This window comes from Chelatococcus sp. CO-6 (genome assembly GCF_001271345.1).
GTDB lineage: Bacteria > Pseudomonadota > Alphaproteobacteria > Rhizobiales > Beijerinckiaceae > Chelatococcus_A > Chelatococcus_A caeni.
Genome location: NZ_CP012398.1, coordinates 562,403 through 584,323 on the forward strand (window position 1 = coordinate 562,403; position 21,921 = coordinate 584,323).

At 69.4% G+C, this 21,921-nt stretch carries 17 protein-coding genes; 2 read left to right on the forward strand and 15 right to left on the reverse strand.

From position 1 onward, the window contains the following. Positions 1-28: 28 nt before the first annotated feature. Positions 29-1,024: a hypothetical protein gene (locus AL346_RS02785; RefSeq protein ID WP_019403949.1), complete on the forward strand. Its 996-nt coding sequence runs from the start codon at positions 29-31 to the stop codon at positions 1,022-1,024. Here the strand turns inward: AL346_RS02785 and AL346_RS02790 are convergent. The 3 genes from AL346_RS02790 to AL346_RS02800 form a co-directional block, all read right to left on the reverse strand. Beyond that, the gene (locus AL346_RS02790; RefSeq protein ID WP_019403948.1) at positions 1,018-5,325 is read right to left on the reverse strand and encodes a translocation/assembly module TamB domain-containing protein; all 4,308 of its coding nucleotides are present in this window, start codon (positions 5,323-5,325) and stop codon (positions 1,018-1,020) included. The genes AL346_RS02785 and AL346_RS02790 overlap by 7 nt on opposite strands. Beyond that, positions 5,325-7,304: an autotransporter assembly complex family protein gene (locus AL346_RS02795; RefSeq protein ID WP_019403947.1), complete on the reverse strand. Its 1,980-nt coding sequence runs from the start codon at positions 7,302-7,304 to the stop codon at positions 5,325-5,327. The genes AL346_RS02790 and AL346_RS02795 overlap by 1 nt, the downstream gene beginning before the upstream one ends. 204 nt (positions 7,305-7,508) lie before the next feature. Continuing rightward, positions 7,509-8,225 carry a ribonuclease activity regulator RraA gene (locus tag AL346_RS02800; RefSeq protein ID WP_019403946.1) on the reverse strand — a complete coding sequence of 239 codons (717 nt, stop codon included), beginning with the start codon at positions 8,223-8,225 and terminating at the stop codon, positions 7,509-7,511. A gap of 225 nt (positions 8,226-8,450) precedes the next feature. Here AL346_RS02800 and AL346_RS02805 point away from each other — a divergent pair, with 225 nt between their 5' ends. Beyond that, a complete protein-coding gene (locus tag AL346_RS02805) occupies positions 8,451-9,662 on the forward strand; it encodes a urate hydroxylase PuuD (RefSeq protein ID WP_040405302.1) in 1,212 nt (403 codons plus the stop codon). A gap of 212 nt (positions 9,663-9,874) precedes the next feature. On the opposite strand, the gene AL346_RS02810 is transcribed toward AL346_RS02805, so the two are convergent. The 12 genes from AL346_RS02810 to AL346_RS02865 form a co-directional block, all read right to left on the reverse strand. Next, positions 9,875-10,924 (reverse strand): endonuclease/exonuclease/phosphatase family protein, encoded by a 1,050-nt coding sequence (locus tag AL346_RS02810; protein ID WP_019403944.1) that lies wholly within the window; start codon positions 10,922-10,924, stop codon positions 9,875-9,877. 253 nt (positions 10,925-11,177) lie between these two features. After that, a complete protein-coding gene (locus AL346_RS02815) occupies positions 11,178-12,101 on the reverse strand; it encodes a sugar phosphate isomerase/epimerase (protein WP_245258940.1) in 924 nt (307 codons plus the stop codon). A 28-nt stretch (positions 12,102-12,129) separates the two neighbouring features. After that, on the reverse strand, positions 12,130-13,242 hold the full coding sequence (locus AL346_RS02820) for a sn-glycerol-3-phosphate import ATP-binding protein UgpC (protein WP_040405300.1): 1,113 nt from the start codon (positions 13,240-13,242) through the stop codon (positions 12,130-12,132). 14 nt (positions 13,243-13,256) lie between these two features. Then, positions 13,257-14,177, reverse strand: a complete 921-nt coding sequence (locus AL346_RS02825; RefSeq protein WP_019403941.1) for an ABC transporter permease subunit — start codon at positions 14,175-14,177, stop codon at positions 13,257-13,259. 10 nt (positions 14,178-14,187) lie between these two features. Beyond that, a complete protein-coding gene (locus AL346_RS02830) occupies positions 14,188-15,078 on the reverse strand; it encodes an ABC transporter permease subunit (RefSeq protein WP_019403940.1) in 891 nt (296 codons plus the stop codon). A 70-nt stretch (positions 15,079-15,148) separates the two neighbouring features. Beyond that, positions 15,149-16,495, reverse strand: a complete 1,347-nt coding sequence (locus AL346_RS02835) for an extracellular solute-binding protein (protein ID WP_053193231.1) — start codon at positions 16,493-16,495, stop codon at positions 15,149-15,151. A 168-nt stretch (positions 16,496-16,663) separates the two neighbouring features. Then, the gene (locus tag AL346_RS02840; protein WP_245258939.1) at positions 16,664-17,179 is read right to left on the reverse strand and encodes an L-2-amino-thiazoline-4-carboxylic acid hydrolase; all 516 of its coding nucleotides are present in this window, start codon (positions 17,177-17,179) and stop codon (positions 16,664-16,666) included. 11 nt (positions 17,180-17,190) lie between these two features. After that, a complete protein-coding gene (locus tag AL346_RS02845) occupies positions 17,191-17,898 on the reverse strand; it encodes an ABC transporter ATP-binding protein (RefSeq protein ID WP_019403937.1) in 708 nt (235 codons plus the stop codon). 4 nt (positions 17,899-17,902) lie between these two features. Further along, on the reverse strand, positions 17,903-18,658 hold the full coding sequence (locus AL346_RS02850; RefSeq protein WP_019403936.1) for an ABC transporter ATP-binding protein: 756 nt from the start codon (positions 18,656-18,658) through the stop codon (positions 17,903-17,905). Beyond that, entirely contained in the window at positions 18,655-19,668 is a 1,014-nt protein-coding gene (locus AL346_RS02855) for a branched-chain amino acid ABC transporter permease (RefSeq protein WP_019403935.1), read from the reverse strand. The genes AL346_RS02850 and AL346_RS02855 overlap by 4 nt, the downstream gene beginning before the upstream one ends. Beyond that, the gene (locus AL346_RS02860) at positions 19,661-20,569 is read right to left on the reverse strand and encodes a branched-chain amino acid ABC transporter permease (RefSeq protein WP_019403934.1); all 909 of its coding nucleotides are present in this window, start codon (positions 20,567-20,569) and stop codon (positions 19,661-19,663) included. The genes AL346_RS02855 and AL346_RS02860 overlap by 8 nt, the downstream gene beginning before the upstream one ends. A 216-nt stretch (positions 20,570-20,785) precedes the next feature. Then, a complete protein-coding gene (locus AL346_RS02865) occupies positions 20,786-21,904 on the reverse strand; it encodes an ABC transporter substrate-binding protein (protein WP_040405291.1) in 1,119 nt (372 codons plus the stop codon). Positions 21,905-21,921: the final 17 nt, after the last annotated feature.

A 21,921-nucleotide genomic window follows, 5' to 3' on the forward strand; every position in this document is an offset into this window, starting at 1 on the left:
GAAACCGCCTTTTTTCACAGGACAACGCATGTCGAGAACCATTCGGGGCCTGCTCGCCGCAGGCCTTCTTGCCGCCGCCATACCCTCCGCCGGCGCTGCCGAGCTTGCCGCCCGTGTCGACAACGGCAGCGAGCCCGTGCTGTGCGCCGAGAAGGACAACGTCAGCCTCACCTTCACCAATCCGGCCGTGAAGCACTTCCGCATCCAGGCGGTGCACCCCGTCTATCTCGGCATGCTCAACACGGACCGCTGGGCGGCCGACTGGACGAGCTGCGACATGGAGGGTGACCCCGTGCATGTGGCCGAGCCGCGCCGCGTCACCTTCTATGAAGCGCCCGACCTGTGGCTGGTCGGCTATACTTATCCCTCCTTCTGGCGGCCCAACGACGTGCCGGTGCGCGTCGGCGACCGTGTCGAGCACGGGCTGCACCTCCTCCAGGTCTGGGTGCGCTACAAGGAGCGCGCCGAGGAAGTGCTCGTGCTCTACCCGCCGGACGGCTACTGGCGGGCCCGCCCCATACCACCCGGCGACATGCGCTGGACGGCCTACGGCAGCTCCTTCCTCGTCGGCCCCGTCAAGGATGAGGGGCGCCCGATCGTGGCGCTGAAGGACATCGCCTTCGATCCCGCGACGCGGACCTTCACGCTCGCCTTCGTCGACGGCGGCGAGGGCAAGGTCCGGCTCGCCGCCCTCGACGAGGAGCACGTCGCGCTCGACGTCTCCTTCTCCGGCGACCTGCCGCAGGGCAGGCCCTTCGCGGCGCTGCGCTCGATGTATGTGATGGAGGCCAATTCCGACACGGCGCGCGTCGCCTGGCGCGCCCCCGGCGCCAAGGGCTGGGGTGAATCCCCGGTCATGACCTTCCCGGGCGGCGAGGCGACCGAGCTGTGGACCGGACGCGTCGTGCCCTCGCGTCACAATACCAGTGCACCGGACATGATCTTCGGGCGTTTTTCGGACGTCCCGCCGAAGCCGGACAAGCGCGACACCGTCCCCAGGGAAGCCGCGCCCCTCCCTCAGTAGTCCCATTCCATGCCGATGCCGACGGCGCTCGAGCCGTCGGCGCCCGCCTCGCCCTGCAGCTTGATGCGGTCGGTGATGTCGATGTCGACGGTCACGCGGCTCGAACCCGGCGTCGCGCCCTGCTTGACGCCGAGATAGATGTTGTCGTCGATGCGCTTGCCGATGCCGACGGCCACGTTGCCCCTGGCGTCGGTGTCGATGTCGACCGCATCGACGCCGAGCGAGCGGCTGAGGTCGTCGAGCACCCGGTTGCCGCCGGCGAACTGCGCCACCGCCTGCGCCAGCTGCAGCGCCTGGCCGGCCGTCAGGTTGCCTGAGGGCTTGCCGAAGAGAAGCCGCGCCAGCACCTCGTCCTGCGGCAGCTCGGGCGAGGAGGAGAAGCGCACATCCGGACGCGAGGCGATGCCATCGACAGCGACGCGCGCCGTCACGTCGCCTGCCGGCGCCTCGGCCACGAAGTCGACCTGTGGATCGAGCGTGCCGGGGAAGGTGACGTTGCCGCGCGTGAAGGTGAGGCGCCGGCCGAGAACCTGGAAGGTGCCGCGGCGCATGGTGAAGCCGCCGTCGACGATCGGGTTCGACGACGTGCCGCGGATCGTGAGCGTGCCGCCGAGCTCGGCATTGATGCCCTGGCCGCGCACCAGCACGCGCCCCGACGAGGCGTCCACCGTGATGTCGAGTGCGGCGTCGAAGGCCCCGCCCGCGGCGCGCGCCCGCCGCTCCCGCTCGGCCCTGGCGCGCTCGGCGACGCGCGGCGGCGCATTCTTGTGCCGCACCTCGATCGGCGTCACCGACGGCGGCAGGCGGTCCGGCACGAAGATCTGCAGGTTCTCGACCGTCACGCGGCCCGAAACCCGCGGGGTCGTGGCCATGGGGCCGGAGACCGCGAGGTCGAGTCCGACGACGGCATTGGTCGTATCGTTGGAGATGAGCTGGGCATTCGTCGCCCGCAGGGTGATGTTGCCCGGAAAGCCTGCGGCCGGATCGAGCGCGATGCGCCCGCTGCCGGTGATCGCGCCGCCGTTGCGCGCCCGCGCCGTGAGGCTCTGGATGACGAGCTCGCGCTCGGAGCCGGTGATCGTCGCATTGATGTCGGCGAGGAGGACGCCGTTGACGACGTCCTCGAAACGGCCGCCGACGAGGCGCACCGTGCCCTGCGCCCGCGGCGCGGCCATGGTACCGGTGAGGCGCAGGTCCGCCGTGGCCGAGCCGGCATAGCGCTGGCCGTCGCCGGCTGCGAGCCGGTTGGCGATGGCAAGGTCGATGCGGCCGGCGACGGTGAGGTCGAGGTTGCCGTCTGGGGTCGTCGGCAGTGAGCCGGTGATGCGGATCGGCGCCTCCGATATGCCGCGCACCGAGGCGTCGATCCCCGCCCGGCCGTCCGCCAGCGTCCCGCTCGCCTCGATGGCGAGCGGCGTCAGGCCGGCGTCGCGGATCTGCGGCATGGTGAAGCCGCTGACCGACAGCCGGTAACGCCCGTCGGGCCGGGTCGCGGTGCCGGAGATCTGCGCCTCGCCCGACAGCTGGCCGGCAAGGCCCAGGCCCGGCTCGGCGAGTTCGGCGACGGTGAGCGGCAGGTTGCGGGCCGTGACGGCAAGATCGAGACGCTCGCCGGCCGAGCCGGAGACCGCGAACGAGCCGCCGTTGGCATTGACCGTGAAATCGCGGATCGTGACCGCCCCGCCGCGCAGGGTGAACGCCGCCCCGCGGGCGACGGTGACGCGCTGGGCGCCGCGCGAGGCACTGGCGCTGTCCAGCGTCACGACCGTCTCGTCCGGGCGCATGGCGACCTGCGCGGTGGCGGCGACATCGACCCCGCGCACGACGCCGTTAAGGACGAGGCGCGTCGCCTCGCGCGTCCCTTCCGCCGAGATCTCCGCCCGCGGCATGTCCACGCCCGCAACCGCGAGCCTCTCGAGCGCGACCTTGCCGTCGGCCGCGAGTTGGCCGAGCAGGTCGCGCACACGCACGTCGACATCGGCCACGGCAAGCGATGCGCCGAAGCCCGCGAAATCGGACACGCGCCCCTTGGCGGCGAGGTTCTGACGGCCGGCCTCGGCGGACAGGGTCAGGTCGAGGTCGACCGCGCCGGCCATCTCGATGAGCAGCAGCGGCGCGACATCGCCGAGGTCGCCGGCCCGGAGCGTCAGCCGCCCGCTCGCCAGCGAAGCCGGCGAGATGTCGAACGCGCCCTGCGCGCGGACGGAGCCGAGGCCGATGTCGAGATCCGATACCGCCACCGCCCCCGCCGCATCCCGCGCGAAGCGGCCGCTGCCGGTCGCCGGCTTGCCGTCGACGCTGCCCGACAGCGTGAGCTGGCCTGTGGCAGCGCCCGTGACATCCTGGGCCTCGATGTCAGCCGTCAGCCGCTCGATCGGCCGGCCGAGGGCGCTCGCCTCGTCGATGGTCAGGCGCAGGCGCGCATCGAGCGCATCGAGCGAGCCGGTCAGCGTCGCATCCACATTGCCGCGTCCGGTAACGCGCGCATCGAGCTGCGAGAGGTCCGGCAGGTCGAGCTTGGCCGTGACATTGGCCCGGTCCGCCGTCGCCGAGCCGTCGGCGATGAGGCCGACATGGGCGCCCGAGACGGAGAAGCGCTCGAAGCCGAAGCTGCCGTCCGCATTGCGGCGGAAACCGCCGGACAGCCGGACATTGCGGCCGAGAAGGCCGTCGGCCTGCGCGACACCCGTCGCGAGGTCGCGCGCCATGCCGTTGAGCGTCACCGCGAGCTGTGTCAGGTCGAAGCTTGCGGAGACATCCCCGGTGAGCGCCACGACGCCGGCGAGCGGCTGGTCCGTGAAGGCGCGCAGCGCCGCAAGGTCGGCTCGCTCCACATTGACCTTGCCATCCACCGCATCGCTCGTGACGGTGCCGGAGAAGGTCGCGGCCAGCGGCGCCAGATCGAGCCGAAGGGCGGCGATATCGGCGCCGCCCAGTGTGGCGGTGCCATTCGCGGTCAGGCGCGCCTCATCGCCGATGACTCCGGCCAGCTCGGGCGCCTGCGGCGCGAGCCCCGAGAGATCGGCCGTGGCGTCGAAGGCAAAGCGCGTGTCCGGCTGCAACGGCGGTCCCAGCGCCTCGGCCTTGAGACCGATGACGGCGCGGCCGATGGCGTTCTCCGCAATCGACAGGGCGTTGCCGGTGGCGGACAGGTCGAGCCTGGGCCGCGACAGCGGGCCGTCCACCGTCGCCGTCACCTCGAGCCCCTGCCAGGACAGCGCGACCGGCGCGAGCGCCGCATAGGGCATGGCCGACGGCAGGGAGAGGACGAGGCGGCCGCTCACGGCATCGCGGGCCTCGTCGAGGGCACCGGAGCCCGTCACGCGGCCGCCGGCGCCTTCGGCGAAGATCTCGCCGATCTCGATGCGCCCGTCGTCGAACCGTTTTCCCCGTGCCCGCAGCGTGGCCTCGCCGGTGGCGAGGGGCGCATAGCGGTCCGGCAGCAAGGCCGCGATGTCGGCCGTGCCGTCGAGGGCGAGCACACGGCCGTCGTCGTCGCGCGTGATGGTCGCGGTGGCCCGTGCTTCGGCGCTCGCGCCGAGCGTCAGCACGAGGTCCCCGCGCCAGTCGTCGAGCGGGCCGTCGCCGCGCACGGTGAAGTCGAGCGGCGGCAGCTCCGGCAGGTTCGCAAGGCGCGAGACGATGCCGCCGGCGGGCTCCGCCGCCCTGAGGTCGACGACGAGCTGCTGGGTGTCGGGCACGAAGCGCAGAGTGCCGTCGACGGTGGCGGCGACCCCGTCCGTTCGCCGGACGGCGATCTCGCCGGACAGCCCGTCGGCCGGATCGACGAGCCGCGCGTTGCCGCTGACGGCGAGTTGCACCGGCTCCCCGATGAGCGCCTCGCCGAGGGCGATCTCATCGACGGCGAGCTGCTCGACGATGACGCCGACCGGCAGCCGCGGCAGGCCGGCGCTTTCGGCCGCCGGCTCGGTGCCGGGAACGGGCGGGCGGGTCACGGCGAGACGCCCGGCCTCCACCGCCGTCACTTCGACCACCCCCGAGAGCAGCGACAGCGGCCGCCAGGCGAGACGCGCGCGGTCGAGCGTCAGCCACACCCCGTCGCGATCGGCGACGGAGACGTCGCTCACCGTCATGTCGAAGGGCACCGGGCCGTCGAGCCGGCCGATGGAAAGGCGCATGTCGGGGCTGCTCGCCAGGGCCTCGACGAGCCGCACCAGCTGCGCGCGGCCGGCATCGGTGCGCGTCAGGAGCACGGCAGCCATGACGACGAGAGCGACCGCCCCGACGACGGTGAGGAGGATGGCGCGGGCGACGCGGCCCGCCTTGCTCGAGCGGCGCATCAGAATGCCTGCCCCAGGCTGATGTAGAGGCCGAAGGGCGGATCGCCCCTCTCCCTGTTGAGGCCACGGGCGATATCGAGCCTCAGCGGCCCGATGGCGGTATAGTAGCGCAGGCCGATGCCCGCCGAATAGCGCATGGGTTCGTCGAAATCGGGATAGCTCGAGCGATAGGCCATGCCCGCATCGACGAAGGGCACGATGCCGATCGTGTCCGTCACCTTCATGCGCAGCTCAGCGGAAGCCTCAAGCACGCTGCGCCCGCCGATGGGCTGGCCGAAGACGTTCTTCGGCCCGAGGCTCTGGTAATCGTAGCCGCGCACGGACCCGCCGCCGCCGGCATAGAACCGGCGCGGCGGCGGGATGTCGCGGAGATCGGCCCCGATGAGGCTGCCGAACCCCACACGTCCTGCAAGCACGAAGCGCTCCGTGGCGTCGATCGCCCAGTAACCGGAGAGGCTCGCCTTGACCATGGTCATATCCACCGTCGAACCAAGGAGGCTCGAGAACGGTTCCACCGTGACCGAGGCTCGGATGCCGCGCTTGGGATCGAGCTTGTCGTTGGTGCTGTCGTAGTCGACCTGCACCGGCACGCCGACGAGCGTATACCAGCGCCCGGTGTCGAAATCGGTGTCGTAGCCGCGCAGGTATTTGGCGCGCTCGATGTCGAGGCCGATCTGGCCCGACCACTCCCGCGTGAAACGCCGCTTGAGGGCGATAGCGCCGACGAAGCCCTGGCGCGAATAGCTCTCCGTCACCTCGCGCAGGTATGCCGCCTGCACGACGAGGTCGTCCTTCGCCGTGATGATGCCCGGCTTGGTGAAGGTGGCGCCGAAGCGGTAGCCGACCTTGTCCTGCCACTCGGCCTTCTTGCCGGTCACGCCGATCGAGTTGATGTCGGTGCCCGACACCTGGGCGTCGAGGCGCAGCCGCTCGGCTCCGCCGAAGAGGTTGCGGTGCCCCCAATAGGCGTTAATGCCCGGCCCCTCGGTCGTCGAATATTTCGCGCCGAAGCCGATGAAGCGCCGCGCCCGCTCCTGCACCTCGATGGTGATGGGCAGGGTGCCGTCGGGATCGAGCGCATCGCCCTCGCGGATGCGCACCGAGCTGAAGACGTCGTATTCGCCGAGGTCGCGCCTCAGATCGGCCAGAGGCTCGGGCGAGAAGAGGTCGCCCGTTTTGAACGGCACCCGCTCCTCGACGAAGGAGGGATCGAGCCGCTCGGTCCCCTGGACCGTCACGCGGCCGAAACGCGCCTTGCGCCCGGGCGCGACGAAGAAGGTCACGTCCATCGTGCGGGTCGCGTGGTCGACCACCGCCTCCCGCCGCGGCACGGCGGCGAAGGCGTAGCCTTCTTCGCGCAGGGCCGCGACGATGGCCCGCTCGCCGGCGAGCACGGCCGCGCTCTGGGCCGGCTCTCCCGGCACGAGCTTGGCCGCGGCCCAGCCGGCGGGCGGCGCGAGGGGCCGCCCCGTCGCTTCATCGACGACGGCAAGGCGCGAGAAGGTGAAGCGCGGCCCGAAGGTGATCGTGACGCGCACCGGCACCGAGCCGCGGGTGCGGATGGCATCGATGCGCTGCGGGGCCTGCGGCGAGGATACGTCGACGCCCGCCACGGTGATGTCGACGCGCGGCTGGTAATAGCCGAAGGCCGACAGCGCGCCGAGGAGCTGCTGCTTGTCGCCCTCGGCGCGCCTTTGCAGGCCGACGCCGCCCGAGGGCGGGTCGTTCTTCAGCTTCTCGAGGTTGGACAGTTCCTTCAGCCGGTCGCCGAGATCCTCGGTGTCGCCGCGGAAATCGAAGGTGACGTCGTAGGTGACCGGGTCGGGAACGGGAAAGGCCGGCCCCTCCTCCTTCTCCTCGGCCCCGAAGAGGCGCGCGAAGAAGCCGGGCCGTTCGCCGGCCTGCGCCTCGGCCACCATGAGGACGAGCGCCAGCGCAGTGCCGGCGGCGAGCCAACCACACCACGGCGGGCGGCCCATGCCGCCCCTCTCTTCCTGTGGCAACCGGATACGCAATACGTTTCAGCCGCTTCCGCGGCCTCCTTCGCCTCCCTGAGTCCCGCTATACCCGCCGGATTGCGCCGTTATCGAGGCACACAGGCCGGCTGCATGGCAGCACGCGCATATTCCCAGGCATTCTGCACGAGATCGTGCAGAATTTGCTAACGATGCTGGGCGTTGAGCTCAGCCCTCGCCGCCATTCGCCGCCAGAAAGGCCTCGTAGCGGGCTTTGTTGGCCTCGTTCGGCGGGTAGAGGCCCGGCAGCGCGGCGCCGCTCTCGACCTCCCGCATGATCCAGCCTTCCAGCTTCTCCTGCGCCACGGCGGCCTTGACCACGTCGCCGAGCAGCGCGCGGGGAATGAGCACGGCCCCGTCGTCATCCGCCACCACGACATCGTCGGGGAAGACGGCGACGCCGCCGCAGGCGACCGGCTCCTGCCAGCCGACGAAGGTGAGGCCCGCGACCGAAGGCGGCGCGGCCGCACCCTGGCACCACACCTGAAGGCCCGTGCCGAGCACCCCGGCCAGGTCGCGCACGACGCCGTCCGTGACGAGGGCGGCGACGCCCCGCTTCTGCATGCGCGCGCACAGGATGTCGCCGAAGATGCCGGCACCGGTGACGCCCATGGCATCGACGACGGCCACCGCGCCCTCCGGCATCGCCTCGATGGCGGCGCGGGTGGAGGTGGGGGAGGACCAGGATTCCGGCGTCGCGAGATCCTCCCGCGCCGGCACGAAGCGCAGCGTGAAGGCCGGGCCGACGACGCGCTTCTGCCCCGGCACGAGCGGGCGCGTGCCGCGCATCCACACATTGCGCAGCCCCTTCTTGAGGAGAACGGTGGTCAGCGTGGCGGTGGAGACTTCGGCGAGGGCGGCGGCAACGGCGGGGTCGAGGCTCATGGCGGTCCTGTGCAGCTTCGCGAGGCCCGGCGTGCGGCGGGCGGGAGCGCGAGTCATAGGCCGGGCACGAGCCTCTAGGCAACCACCGCAGCTCCGCACCGGATGCAGGGCGATCCACGCACGCCCGGCATCCGAGGCAACGGAACCGCGCTTGCCGAGCTGGCACGCCCCATGCAGGCTGATGCCGCCCCGCCGGACGGGCGGGCGATTCACCGGGAGCTGGGCATGGGGGCAATCGTCTGGGAATGGCTCAATTTCGGCGTGCGCTGGCTGCACGTCATCGCCGGCATCGCCTGGATCGGCTCGTCATTCTATTTCGTGCACCTCGACCTCAGCCTCAAGCCGCGTGAAGGCCTGCCGAAGGAAGCCTATGGCGAGGCCTGGCAGGTGCACGGCGGCGGCTTCTACAACATGGTGAAATATCTCGTCGCGCCGCAATCGATGCCGGACGAGCTGACCTGGTTCAAATGGGAGGCCTATACCACCTGGCTCTCCGGCGCGGCGCTGATGGTGCTCGTCTATTACATGGGCGCCGAGCTCTATCTCATCGATGCCGACGTCCTGCCCCTGCCCGCCTGGGCGGCAATCGCCCTCTCCGTGGGCGGCCTCGCGCTCGGCTGGCTCATCTATGACGGCCTGTGCCGCTCGCCGCTCGGCCGCAACGACACCCATCTCGCCCTCGCCGGCTTCGTCTTCCTCGTCGCGCTCGCCTACGGCTTCGGCCTCGTCTTCTCCGGGCGCGGCGCCTTCATGCAGATGGGCGCGCTCATCGGCACGATGATGGTGGCGAACGTCTTCCTCGTCATCATCCCCAACCAGCGCAAGGTGGTGGCGGCGCTGATCGCCGGCGAGACGCCGGACCCCACCCTCGGCGCCAAGGGCAAGCAGCGCTCGCTGCACAACAACTACCTGACGCTGCCGGTCGTCTTCGTCATGATCGGCAACCACTATCCGCTCGCCTTCGCCACGCAATATGCCTGGGCCATCCTCGCCTCAGTCATCGTCATGGGCGCGCTCATCCGCCATTTCTTCAACACCATGCACAAGACGGGCGAGATGAAGACGTGGCCGTGGTTCGCCTCCGCCCTGCTCCTCCTCCTCGTCATGTTCCTGAGCGCGCTCGGGCCGAAGGGGCCCGTGCGCGGCACCATGGACGCCGCCGCGCCGGCCGGCCCGGTCACCTTCGCCCGCGTCGAGGAGATCGTCACCAGCCGCTGCAGCATGTGCCACGCGATGGAGCCGGTGTGGGACGGCGTCGTCGTGCCGCCGAAGAACGTGCTCCTGGAAACGGGTGACGAGATCCGCCTGCGCGCCCACGACATCGCCATGCAGGCCGCCTTCACCGGCGCCATGCCGCCCGGCAACGTCACGCAGATGACGCCCGAAGAGCGGGCGGTGCTGGCGCGCTGGTTCGAAGGTGGTGCGGCGGGGCAGTAATACCGGCGGCGATCACCGAACGGCTGTCTCGCAAGCGCACGCCAGTCCCCCTCCCCCGCCTGCGGCGGGGAGGGGTTAGGGGTGGGGGGCGCCGCCGCCCACCGGACGGCGACCGAACATGATCGCCGATGCTCCCGGTTCCAATCCCATCTGACGGGCGGGACCGCCCCCGCCCCAGCCCTCCCAGCCACTTCGTGGGGGAGGAAGTACCTTCACCCCTGCCGCGGGCGGACGTCGGCCACGACGAGGTCGTGGTCGGAGATGGCGCTGCCGGCCGCATCGACCGCCGGCACCGTTGCCGGATCGGCCACGGCGACGCCGCGGCAGAACAGCCAGTCGAGCCGGGTGAACGGCGCCTCGGGCGTGCCGTCCGGCCGCGTGCGCAGGCTGACGTGGCGCGTATTGCAGGCCTGCCAGGCGAAACCGGCGGCGCGCATCTCGGCAAAGAGCGGCTCGGCCTCCTCGACGGCATCGAGCGGCAGTTCCGCGCCGGCCGGGCCGACGGGCAGCGCGTTGGTGTTGAGGTCCCCGCCGATGACGACCGGCCCCCCCGGCGCCAGGTCCTCCACCGCGGCGAGCAGGCGCCGCGCCTGGGCTGCGCGGTCCGCGGCGTCGCTGTTGCTTTCGAGGTGGACGGAGACGGCGAGCAGCTCGCCAGCCGCCGCCGCGACACGGGCGGCAACCGCCATGCGCCCGCCGAGCCGCCGCTGCCCGACCTCTGCCCCTGCGAACCACCGCCCGCCGTCGTCGAGGCGGATCACCGCCGCGTCGCGGAACGGCAGCCGCGACAGGATGGCATTGCCGTGCAGGCCGACCGCATTGGTCTGCCCCGCGTGCCAGACGCGCTCGCGCGTGTCGCCGAGCCCGAGCTCGACGAATTCCGTGCCGAAGGCGTAGCCCATGCCGAGCGCATCGGCGAGGAGCCGCACGGTGTGGACATTGCCCGATCGCGCCATGCCGATGTCCATCTCCGACAGGAGGACGACATCGGCATCGACCTGCCGGAGCAGCACGACGGACGCCTCGTGGTACTTGCAGCGCTCCGCATTCCACGCCGCGACGCGCAGGGTCGTGGCGGCGCCCGTGACCGCCGCCAGGGGCCGCATCTCGATGGCGTTGAGCGCCGGCAGGTCAGCCGCGATGCGGTCATGCTCCGCTTTGACGGCCGGCACGCGCCGCGCCTCGTCCAGGATGCCGTAGCCCGGCCCGCGCAGCTCGGCGGTGGTCGCGGTGACGAGGCGCTCCAGGGTGGTGATGGTCATGATGGGATCACTTTCGGCGAGCTATTACCGGGAGGCGCGGAACACCGGCTGATGCCGGCTCTGGCGCGTCCTTATCGTCCGAGCGCATGTGTCGCACGGTATTTCCGCAAAGCAGACGCCGTGGCAAGCGAACCGCCCGTCATGGCCGGGCTCGTCCCGGCCATCCACATTTTGCCGCCTCGCACATGCCTCGAGGCGTGGATGCCCGCGACGAGCGCGGGCATGACGGCAGGTGGTACCGCCCGTCACCACTTCACGCGGCGACGGCGGCCTTCTCGTCGGCGAGGGCGGCAAGGCCGCGGGCGCGGGCGAGGCAGGCCGGCAGCTCAGGGTTGAAGCGCTCGGTGATCTCCATGATCATGGTCGTGCCGGCCGGGAAGGTGAGTTCCGCAAAGATCTCCTCCCACGGGATGTCGCCCCAGCCGAGCGGCATGTGCAGGTCGCCGATGCCGAGCGCCATCGCCTCGCTCGGGTGGAAGAAGCGCGTCATCGTATAGGGGCGGCCGAAGGAATCGTGCACGTGCAGGTGGCCGGCCACCGGCGCCATGGCGCGGATCTCCGCCCGCCAGTCGAGGCCGCGGCGCTTCGATTCGATATAGGCGTGGCTGAAATCGATGAGGGCGCAGAGGTTCGGATGGCCGATGGCGGCCACCGTCGCGGCAACCTCGGACGGCGTCTGGCGGTATTCGTCGTCGCCCATCGCGAAGATGTTCTCGAGCGCGATGCGCACGCCATAGCCGCGGGCGACCTCGGCCATCTCGGCGAGCGCCTCGCGCTCCATGGCGTCGATCAGGCCCATCTCGCCGCGCGTCTTCATGGGCGCCATGCCGGAGTGATGCGCGAGGACGCTCGCCCCGACGCGGTCGCACAGCTCCAGCATCGCCCGCATCGCCGCCTTCTGGTACGGCAGGTTCACCGCATCCATGAAGTTCGAGCAGACGAGGCCGTGCACCGTGTAGCCGAGCTTGTAGCGCTTGGTGATCTCGACGAGCTTGCCGATCCGCTCGGGCAGCACGCGCCCGCCGGAGACGAGGTCCTCGCTGTAGAGCGACAGTTCGGCGATGTCGGCGCCGAGGTCCGCATGGCGGGCGAGCGCCCGCTCCAGCACGGAGAGGTCACCGGTGCCGTTGCCCGTGCAGAAGCCGACGCCGGCGATGATGTTGCTTGCTTGCGACATGATGCGTTCCATCCTCCTCGGGAATTAGTCAGGCAGCGGCGACCGCCGCGCGGCTCGTCTCGACGCTCTCGGCAAGGCCGAGGCGCAGCCCCGTCTCGCCGTCGAAGAAATGCAGGCTCTGGGGCAGGAGCTTGAGGCCGACGCGCTCACCCGGGGCGAGGTCCGTCTCCTCCGACAAGGCCACGGCGAAGGGCAGGCCGTCGATGTCGGTGTAGACGACCCGGCCGGCGCCAAGCTCCTCCACGAAATCGACCGTCGCCGGCAGGGCGCCGGGGCTGTCGGCGGCGACGAGCTCCACCTGCTCCGGCCGCACGCCGAGCGCCACCGGCCGGCCGGCATGGGCGCGGGCGAGCGGCAATTCAACGGCGATGCGCCGGCCGTCGAAGTTGAAGCCGTCGGGGGTCATGGCGCCGTCGATGAAATTCATGGCCGGGGCGCCGATGAAGGCGCCGACGAAGCGCGTGCGCGGCCGGTGGTAGACCGCGGCCGGGCTGCCCACCTGCTCGACGCGACCGCCGTTCATGACGACGAGGGTATCGGCCAGCGTCATCGCCTCCACCTGGTCATGCGTGACGAAGACCGAGGTCGCCGCGAGGCGCTTGTGCAGGCGGCGAATCTCGGCACGCATCTGCACCCTGAGCTTGGCGTCGAGGTTCGACAAGGGCTCGTCGAACAGGAACACCTTGGGCTCGCGCACGATGGCGCGGCCCATGGCGACGCGCTGGCGCTGGCCGCCCGAGAGCTCGCCCGGCCGGCGACTGAGGTAGTCCTCGAGGCCGACGACGCGCGCCACCTCGGCGACGCGCCGCTCGCGCTCCGCCTTCGGCACGCCGGCGACCTTGAGCGCGTAGCCGATGTTGCCAGCGACGCTCATGTGCGGATAGAGCGCGTAGTTCTGGAACACCATGGCGCAGCCGCGCTCGCGCGGCTCCAGCCGGTTGACGACCTTGTCGCCGATGCGGATCTCGCCCGCCGTGATCTCCTCGAGCCCGGCGATCATGCGCAGCAGGGTCGACTTGCCGCAGCCGGACGGGCCGAGGATGACGACGAAGGCGCCGTCCGCGAATTCGAGATCGACCCCGTGCACCACCTGCGTCTTGCCGTAGGCCTTGCGCACGTTGCGGATGGAAATGCTGGACATGTCCTTGAGCTCCGTCACTTCTCGGTGGCGATGAGGCCGCGCACGAACCAGCGCTGCATCAGCGCCACGACCACGACCGGCGGCAGCATGACGATGAGCGCCGCCGCCATGGCGACGTTCCAGTCCGGCAGGCCGCCATAGGGGTTGGGCACCATCTGCTTGAGCTCGATGATGGCGGTGCCGTAGGTGCCCCGGTCCGTGGTGACGAGCAGCGGCCACAGGTACTGGTTCCAGGCGTAGACGAACATGATGGTGGCGAGCGCCAGCATGTTGGTGCGCGACAGCGGCATCAGGATCTCGACGAAGAAGCGGAAGGCCCCTGCCCCGTCCATCTTCGCCGCCTCGGCGAGCTCGTCCGGCACCGTCATGAAGAACTGGCGGTAGAGGAAGGTGCCGGTGGCGGTGGCGACCAGCGGCAGGATGAGCCCGACATAGGAGTTGAGCAGGTTCCACTGCAGAGACAGCTCGACGCCGGACAGGACGGCGATGAGCGCGCTGATGCCGGTGACGTCGAGGATCGCCTGCAGCGGCGCGAGCGCGTTGGCCGCCACCGCATAGGTCGGCACGATGCGCACCTCGAGCGGCAACATCAGCGTGACGAAGATGACCCAGAAGAAGATCATCCTGAGGCGGTAGTTGAAATAGACGATCGAGAAGGCGCTGAGCGCCGCGATCATCACCTTGCCCAGGGTGACGCCGGCCGCGAGGATGAAACTGTTGGCGAGCTTCGTGCCGAAGTCGCCCCGCTGCCAGGCCGCGCCGAGATTGGTAAGAAGCTCGCCGCCGAGGGCGAAGCTGAAGGGGATGCGGTTGACCGCCTCGACGGTCTGCGTCGCCGCCGTGAAGGCCATCCACACCGGCAGCAGCACCACGAGGAGCCCGCCGAGCATGATGGCGTAGGTGACGGCATTGAAGATGGGGGTGCGCTCGATCATCTCGCCCGCCTCACTTGTAGTGCACGCGCCGCTCCACCCAGCGGAACTGGATGAAGGTGAGCACCATGACGAGCAGCATGAGGATGATGCTCTGGGCCGCGGCGCCCGAATAGTCGAGGCCTTTGAAGCCGTCGGAATAGATCTTGTAGACGAGGAGGTTGGTGGCGTTGGCCGGCCCGCCCTCGGTGAGGATGTCGACGATGCCGAAGCTGTCCGGCCCGACGAAGCTCTCGGTGAGGTTGATGACGAGCAGGAAGAAGAAGGTCGGCGTCAGCAGCGGCAGCTGAATGTCGAGCATGCGCCTGAGCGGCCCGGCGCCGTCCATGGCGCTCGCCTCCATCAGCGCCCGCGGGATCGACTGCAGCGCCGCGAGCAGGAAGATGAAATTGTAGCCGATCCACTTCCACGCGAAGCACAGGACGACGAGCACCATCGCCTGCGCGCCGTTGATCGACGGGTTCCACAGGCCCGGCCACCACTGGTTGACGAAGGCGACGAGCCCCGTCTCGGGCGCGAAGATGAAGCGGAAGGCGAGGCTCACCGCCGGCGCCGCCACCGCATAGGGCCAGACGTAGAAGGAGCGGAAGCCCTTGGAGCCGCGCAGCTGCCGGTCGACGAAAAGGGCGAGGACCAGCGCCTGGGCGAGCGCCAGTGCCGTCGCCGCGAAGGCGAAGACGCAGCTCGCCACGACCGACGACCAGTATTTGCCGTCCTTGAGCACGGCAGTGAAGTTCTCGAGGCCGACCCACTGGTTGCCGCCGCCCCAGGGCATCTCCAGCGTGAAGGCCCAGTAGAGCGCGGCGCCCGTCGGCCAGTAGAAGAAGACGAAGACGAGCAGCAGCTGCGGCAGGATGAGCAGGTAGGCGAGGCTGCCGGCCCTGAAGACGGCGCGCTTTTCCATCGGGTTCGCTCCGGAGGCTCGACGCGGGGGACCGCGGCGCCGCATGGGCGCCGCGGCCGTTCGGCTGGCCTCAGAGGAGGCTCTTGCCCGCGTAGGTCTTCTCGAAGCGGCGCAGCACGGCGTTGGAGCGCTCGGCGGCCTCGTTCAGCGCTTCCTCGACGCCGACCTTGCCGGCGAAGATGCCCTGCAGCGCGTCCGTCACCTCCTTGCGGATCTGCATGAAGCCGCCGAGGCGGATGCCGCGGGTGATCGGCGTCGTGGGCGTGAAGGTCAGGCTCTCGATGGCGAGCTCGCGGCCCTTGTAGGGCGCCTTGTCATAGAAGCCCTTGGCCTTCATGGCCTCGAAGCCGGAGTTGGTGACCGGGATGTAGCCGGTGACCGTCGACCACCACTCGGCCGATTCCGGCGTGCCGATGAACTTCAGGAAAGCCGCGGCGCCCTTGTATTCCGGCTCCGATTTGCCGGCGAGGACCCACAGCGAGGCGCCGCCGACGAGCGAGTTCTTGCGCTCGGTGCCGTTCCACACCGGCAGCATGGCGACGTCCCACTTCATGTTGGGGGCGGCCGTCTTGCCGATGGTGCCGTGGTCGGCGATCGAGGTCTGGATCATCTGGCAGGCGCCGGAGGCGAAGGACGGGACGATGTCCATGCCCGCCTCCTTCGTGCGCACGGTGAAGACGCCCTCGTCCGCCATGCGCTTGAAGAACTTCACGTGGTCGACGAACTTCGTCTTGTTGAACACGACCTCGGCGTCGAGCCCGTCATAGCCGTTGTTCTTGGTGGCGATCGGCTCGCCATGGATGGCCGAGAACTGCTCCAGGATCTGCCAGGTGTCGAAGTTGAAGCCGAGCGGGCAGTCGTAGCCGGCCTTCTTCAGTTCACGCGCCACCTCTTCCACCTCTTCCCAGGTGGCGGGGGCCTTGTCGCGGCCGATCTTGGCGAAGGCATCCCTGTTCCAGTAGAGCATCGCCGTCGAGGAATTGTAGGGGAAGGACAGGAGCTCGCCCTTTGCCGTCGCGTAGTAATTGGCGATGCCGGAGAAGTAGTCGTCCCACTTCACCTCGTAGCCGTTGTCCGCCATCAGCTTGCGCGCCGGCACATAGGCGCCGGAGAGCATGAGGTCGAGCGTGCCGCCGTCATAGACCTGCACGACGGTGGGCTGCTTGCCGGCGCGATAGGCGGCGATGGCGTTCTGCACCGCGTTGGGATAGCCGCCCTGGCCGACGCAGACGGCCTCGAACTCCTGCTGCGAATCGTTGAAACGCTTGCAGGTTTCCTGCACGCGCTCGCCGAGGTCGCCCGTAAGGCCATACCAGAACTCGAACCTGGCGCGCTCGGCGGCGGCCGGCGAAACGGCGAAGGCGGCGACGAGCGCACCCGCGGCCGCAGACATCTGCAGCTTGCTGACGAAGGACATTCCGCAACTCCCTGATGCTGGCGGGCCAGGCGGCCGGCCCTCATGCGGGGAGGTTGCTACGCCCTGTGTCTGACAGTTTTATTTCATATCCACAAAGCTTAACTCAGCCGGCAAAGCGCACGACTGTCATTATTCTGTCAGGCAACGCGGCGGAAAGGCCGACATCTCTCAGCCTTCGGCCTTTTCGTATGTATAGCGAAAATCGCAGTGGCTCGCGCCCTGCATGATGGTCTGCGAGCGGGCGAGCTTGAGCTTGTCGTCATAGCCCTCGCAGAAGGTGCCGTCCCGCTGGCACGACAGCAGGTGGCCGATCTCGCCGAGGCCCATCTGCTGGTACATCTCCGCATAGCGGCAGCGGGTGACGTTGAAGGCGAAGGTCGTCTCGGTCTTCTCGATCACGTCGATCTCGAGCGCGTTCTCCATGGTCCACAGCGGCTGCAGCGCGGCAAAGCCCTCGATGGAGGTTTCGCCGTTCTGCATGGCGGCGAATCGCGCGCCCTGCTCGATGGAGGAGCGGCGCACCGCATCCGCCACCGCCTTCTGCGCCACCGCGATGCCGTGGCTCTCCTTCAGCGTCTCGTAGACATGCTTGAGGATCTCCGCCTCGATGCGCCGGCGCTCGATCATCGGCATCGGCGGGGGCGCCGCGGTCTCCTTGGCTGTCGTATCCCTGGCTGAAGCCATCACCCTCTCCTCTACCCGGCGACATGCCCGCCGAGATAGGCCTCGACGATGCGCGGGTCGCTGGCGAGCTCGGCCGCCGGCCCGGCAAGGACGACGCGCCCGCCCTCCATCACCGCGGCCCTGTCGGCGACCCTGAGCGCCCCGCGCGCATTCTGCTCGACGATCAGGATCGACACGCCCTGCTCGCGGATCCGCGCGACGAGATCGAAGATAAGCTTGACGAGCTTGGGCGCAAGGCCGAGCGACGGCTCGTCCAGGAGCAGCACCCTGGGGCTGCGCATCAGCGCGCGGGCGATGCACAGCATCTGCTGCTCGCCGCCCGAGAGCGAGCCCGCCGCCTGCCCCATGCGCTCGCCGAGGATGGGGAAGAGCGGCAGCACTTCGTCGAGGCGGGCAAGGCCCTGCGGGCCACCGCCGAGGACGAGGTTCTCGCGCACGCTCATGGTGGCGAAGATCTGCCGCCCCTCGGGCGCCTGGCAGAGGCCGCGCGCCACGATGGCGTGCGAGGGGGCGTTGGTGATGTCCTCGCCGGCGAGCGTGATCGTCCCACCCCTGACGCGGTAGATGCCCGACAGCGCGCGCATCAGCGTCGTCTTGCCGACGCCGTTAGCGCCTAGCATGGCGACGATCTCGCCTTCGCCGAGGTCGATGTCGATGCCGTGCAGGATCTCCTGCACGCCCATGGACACGTGGAGGTCGCGGACTTCGAGAAGCGCCATGGCCCTATTCCTCCACGCCGAGATAGGCTTCGAGCACGGCCGGGTCCTTGCGCACCACCTCGGGCGCGGCATCGGCGATCTTGCGCCCGGTGGCGAGCACCACCACTCGCTCGCAGATGCCCATGACGAGGCCCATGTCGTGCTCGACGAGGAGCACCGTCATGCCCTCGCCGTGCAGGCGCTTGATGAAGGCGGCGAGCTCCCGCGTCTCGGTATCGTTGAGACCGGCCGCCGGCTCGTCGAGGATGATCAGCTCCGGCTCCATGGCGAGCGCACGGGCGATCTCGAGATACTTGCGCCGGCCGTAGGAGATGTTGGCGGCGAGTTCCCCCGCAAGGTCCTGAAGGCCCACCTGCTCCAGCGCCGCCCAGGCGCGCCTTGAGATGGCCTCGCTCCGCGCCTTGCCGCCGAACACCGCCCCCGCCGCGTTGACGCCGAGCATCCCCGCCGCCCCGATCGAGACGTTGTCGAAGACGCTCATGTTCGGGAAGATGCGCAGGTTCTGGAAGGTGCGGCCGATGCCGAGCCGGGCGATGCGGAAGGGCTTCTGGCCGTCGATGCGCCGGCCCTTGAAATGCACCTCGCCCGCCGAGAGCGGCGTGAAGCCCGAGATGAGGTTGAACAGCGTCGTCTTGCCGGCGCCGTTCGGGCCGATGACGCCGACGAGTTCGCCCTTGGCGACAGTGGTCGAGACGCTGTCGACCGCGGTGAGGCCGCCGAAGCGGCGCGTCGCGCCATTGATGGTGAGAAGCGTCGTCATCGCCAGCCCACCTCCGAGCCCGCCTTCGTGCCTTCGCCGCGCCAGGCGCCGCCGAGCTGCCGGCGCACGAGGTCGAGCGCCGAGACCTCGCCGATGATGCCCTTGGGCATCAGCAGGATGGAGAAGAACAGCACGCCGCCGACGATGATGTTGCGGAAGTCGCCAACCGGCCTGAGCACCTCCGGCAGGAGGATGAGGACGAGCGCCCCGATGACCGCCCCGGGCAGGCTGCCGAGCCCGCCGACGACCACCATCGCCAGGATGAGGATCGATTGCGGGAAGGAGAAATCGGCCGGCGAGATATAGCCGGCCGTGTGCGCCCACAGCGCCCCGGCGATGCCGGCGAAGAAGCCGGAAACGGCGAAGCTCTCGATCTTCAGCCGCACGGTGTCGAGCCCCATGGCATCCGCGCACTGGTCGTCCTCTCGCAGCGAGCGCAGCGCGTTGCCGTAATAGGAATGCGACAGGCGATGGATCACCCACAGCGAGACGAGCGTGACGACGGCCACGACGAAATAGGCGGAGGCCGGCCGCGACAGGTCGTAGCCGAAGAGCATGAGGCCGCTGGTGATGAGGATGCCGTTCGGCCCCTTCGTCACCGGCACCCAGTTGAGCATGACGAGATAGAGCATCTGCCCGATGCCGAGCGTCGCCACGGCGAAATAGATCGAGACCAGCCGCATGGTTGGCAGCGCCACGAGGACGGCGACGAAGGCGGCGCCGAGCCCTGCGAGCGGCAGGGTCCAGCCGAAGGAGAGGCCGGCGTCCGTGGCGAGCAGCGCCGCCGTATAGGCGCCGACGCCGTAGAAGGCGGCATGGCCGAGCTGCAGGAGCCCCGCGACGCCGGTGACAAGATGCATGGAGGCCGCGAGCAGCACGAAGATGAGCGCGAGATTGGCCACCTGGTAGAGATAGCTGCGGTCGAGGGCGCCGAGCACCGCCGGCACGACCCCGAGGACGAGGACGAGCACGGCCGCGACGACGAGAAGGGGGCGCAGACGGTCAGACACGGTCGCGAGCTCCGCCGAAGATGCCGCGCGGGAAGAAGATGAGCGTCACGATGAGGAAGCCGTAGGCCACCATGTCGGCCCAGACGGAGGGCACGAAGATGGTCGCGATGCTCTCGCTGAAGCCGAGGATGAGCGCGCAGATGACCGCGCCGGGGATGGACGAGAGCCCGCCCATGACCATGGCGACGAAGGCCTTGATGCCGGGGATGAAGCCCATGCTCGGGAAGATGGCGCCGTAGTAGAGCCCGACGAGGATGCCGGCCGCCGCCCCCATCATCGAGCCCACGGCAAAGGTCCAGATGATGGTGCGGTCGGTGTTGATGCCGACATATTTGGCACCGAGCGGATTGCTCGACACGGCGCGGATCGACAGCCCGACATTGGTCCGCTTGAGGACATATTGCAGCCCGCCCAGCATCAGCGCCGCCACCACGAAGATGATGACGTCGCCCGAGACGATGGTGACCGGGCCGAGGCTGATCGGGCTGTTGAGCAGCCGGTCGAGCGGCACGGTCTGGAACTGCGAGCCGAAGCCGATCTCGACCGCCTCCCGCACGACGATGGACACCGCGAGCGACGACATCAGCGTCGCCTCGCGCATGGCGCGCGACTTGAGCGAGGCCTCGTCGCTGAAGCGCCGGAACGGCTTGAAGGCTATGCGCTCCAGCCCGACGCCCGCGAGCGCCCCCACCGCCACCACGATGAGCAGCACGACGATGAGCGGCGGCGCGAAGGCCGAGATGACCACGAGCCCGGCAAAGGCGCCGATCGTGTAGACCTCGCCATGGGCGAAGTTGACGACGTTGAGCACGCCGAAGATCAGCGTGAAGCCGATGGCCATCAGGGCATAGACCATGCCGAGGGAAAGGCCGATGGCGAGCTGCTGCAGGTAATAATCCATCGGGACCGGGAGGTTGGGGCCAGGAGGTTGGGGCCGGAGAGGCCGCAGGACTCATGCCAATGGTCTTCGAGACCGACGCTCTCGAGCGTCATGGCCGGGCTCGTCCCGGCCATCCACGCCTTTGACGCTGCGACCGTCCGAGGCATGGATGCCCGCGCCAAGCGCGGGCATGACGGCTGTGGATCGGGCCGCCGCACCGGCGGCCCGCAGCTCAGTTCAGTCGGCCACGGCGACGAACTGGCCGCCCTTGACGACGGCCTTCGTCAGCTTCTTGGCCGGCTCGCGGTCGGCATCGAAGGTGGTGTCGCCGGTCACGCCGGGGAAGTCCTTGGTCGCGGCGAGCGCATCGCGCACCTTCTCGCGCGTCGGCTCCGGCCAGGCCTTCTCGAGCGCGGCGAGCATGATGTTGACGGCGTCATAGGCCTGGGCCGGGAACTGGCCGGGCTCCGCCTGGCCGGTCTTCTCCTTCCAGGCCGCGACGAATTCCTGCACCTGCGGCGCCGGGTTCGACGGCAGGAAGGTCGCCGTCAGATGCATGCCCTCCGCATCGGCGCCGGCAAGCTCGATGAGCTTCTGGTTATAGGCGGCCGACGTGGAATAGACCGGGATGGTGAGGCCGAGCTGCTTCATCTGCTTGAGGAACTGCGCCCCGTCCTCGTAAAAGAAGCCGGTGTAGATCGCGTCCGGCTTCTCGCGCGCGATCTTGGTGATGATCGGGCGGAAGTCGGCGAGGCCGCGGTTGAAGAACTCGCTGAACACCACCTCGCCGCCCTTTGTCTTCACCTCGTCGGCGAAATTGGAGACGACGGTCTGGCCCCAGTCGGTCTGCTCGGCGATGACGGCGATCTTCTTGAAGCCCTGATCCGCCATCCAGTCGGCGTTATAGGGGCCTTCCTGCGCCTGGGTGGTGATGTTGCGGAACTGCCATTCCGAGATCTTGGCATAGTCCGGATGCGAGGCCGTCTGCGACAGCTGCGGCATGCCGGCGCTCTTGTAGACCTGGGCCGAGGCCATCGACACGCCGGAGGTGAAGTCGCCGAGCACGCCGACGATCTGCTTGTCGTCGACGAACTTGCGCGCGATGGCGATGCCTTCCTTGGCGTCCGAGCGCGAATCCTCGAAGACGATCTCCACCTTGAAGGGCTTGCCGGAGGCGTTGAACTTGGCGAGCGCGATCTCGGCCGCGTTCTTGAAGTCCTGGCCGTACTGGGCCGTATTGCCCGTGAGCGGCAGCTGGTAGCCGATCTTGACGACCGGCTGCTGCGCGAGCGCCGCCCCGCCCGAGGCGACGAGCGCGGCGAGCCCCGCGCCGATCAAAAGGTCACGTCTGTTCATCTCAGTCACTCTCCCCG

What these genes read in the sequence shown, in the direction of transcription:
- AL346_RS02785 (WP_019403949.1), top strand. Translation starts at nt 29, where the DNA reads ATGTCGAGAACCATTCGGGGCCTGCTCGCCGCAGGCCTTCTTGCCGCC.
- AL346_RS02790 (WP_019403948.1), bottom strand. Translation starts at nt 5,325, where the DNA reads ATGCGCCGCTCGAGCAAGGCGGGCCGCGTCGCCCGCGCCATCCTCCTC.
- AL346_RS02795 (WP_019403947.1), bottom strand. Translation starts at nt 7,304, where the DNA reads ATGGGCCGCCCGCCGTGGTGTGGTTGGCTCGCCGCCGGCACTGCGCTG.
- AL346_RS02800 (WP_019403946.1), bottom strand. Translation starts at nt 8,225, where the DNA reads ATGAGCCTCGACCCCGCCGTTGCCGCCGCCCTCGCCGAAGTCTCCACC.
- AL346_RS02805 (WP_040405302.1), top strand. Translation starts at nt 8,451, where the DNA reads ATGGGGGCAATCGTCTGGGAATGGCTCAATTTCGGCGTGCGCTGGCTG.
- AL346_RS02810 (WP_019403944.1), bottom strand. Translation starts at nt 10,924, where the DNA reads ATGACCATCACCACCCTGGAGCGCCTCGTCACCGCGACCACCGCCGAG.
- AL346_RS02815 (WP_245258940.1), bottom strand. Translation starts at nt 12,101, where the DNA reads ATGTCGCAAGCAAGCAACATCATCGCCGGCGTCGGCTTCTGCACGGGC.
- AL346_RS02820 (WP_040405300.1), bottom strand. Translation starts at nt 13,242, where the DNA reads ATGTCCAGCATTTCCATCCGCAACGTGCGCAAGGCCTACGGCAAGACG.
- AL346_RS02825 (WP_019403941.1), bottom strand. Translation starts at nt 14,177, where the DNA reads ATGATCGAGCGCACCCCCATCTTCAATGCCGTCACCTACGCCATCATG.
- AL346_RS02830 (WP_019403940.1), bottom strand. Translation starts at nt 15,078, where the DNA reads ATGGAAAAGCGCGCCGTCTTCAGGGCCGGCAGCCTCGCCTACCTGCTC.
- AL346_RS02835 (WP_053193231.1), bottom strand. Translation starts at nt 16,495, where the DNA reads ATGTCCTTCGTCAGCAAGCTGCAGATGTCTGCGGCCGCGGGTGCGCTC.
- AL346_RS02840 (WP_245258939.1), bottom strand. Translation starts at nt 17,179, where the DNA reads ATGGCTTCAGCCAGGGATACGACAGCCAAGGAGACCGCGGCGCCCCCG.
- AL346_RS02845 (WP_019403937.1), bottom strand. Translation starts at nt 17,898, where the DNA reads ATGGCGCTTCTCGAAGTCCGCGACCTCCACGTGTCCATGGGCGTGCAG.
- AL346_RS02850 (WP_019403936.1), bottom strand. Translation starts at nt 18,658, where the DNA reads ATGACGACGCTTCTCACCATCAATGGCGCGACGCGCCGCTTCGGCGGC.
- AL346_RS02860 (WP_019403934.1), bottom strand. Translation starts at nt 20,569, where the DNA reads ATGGATTATTACCTGCAGCAGCTCGCCATCGGCCTTTCCCTCGGCATG.
- AL346_RS02865 (WP_040405291.1), bottom strand. Translation starts at nt 21,904, where the DNA reads ATGAACAGACGTGACCTTTTGATCGGCGCGGGGCTCGCCGCGCTCGTC.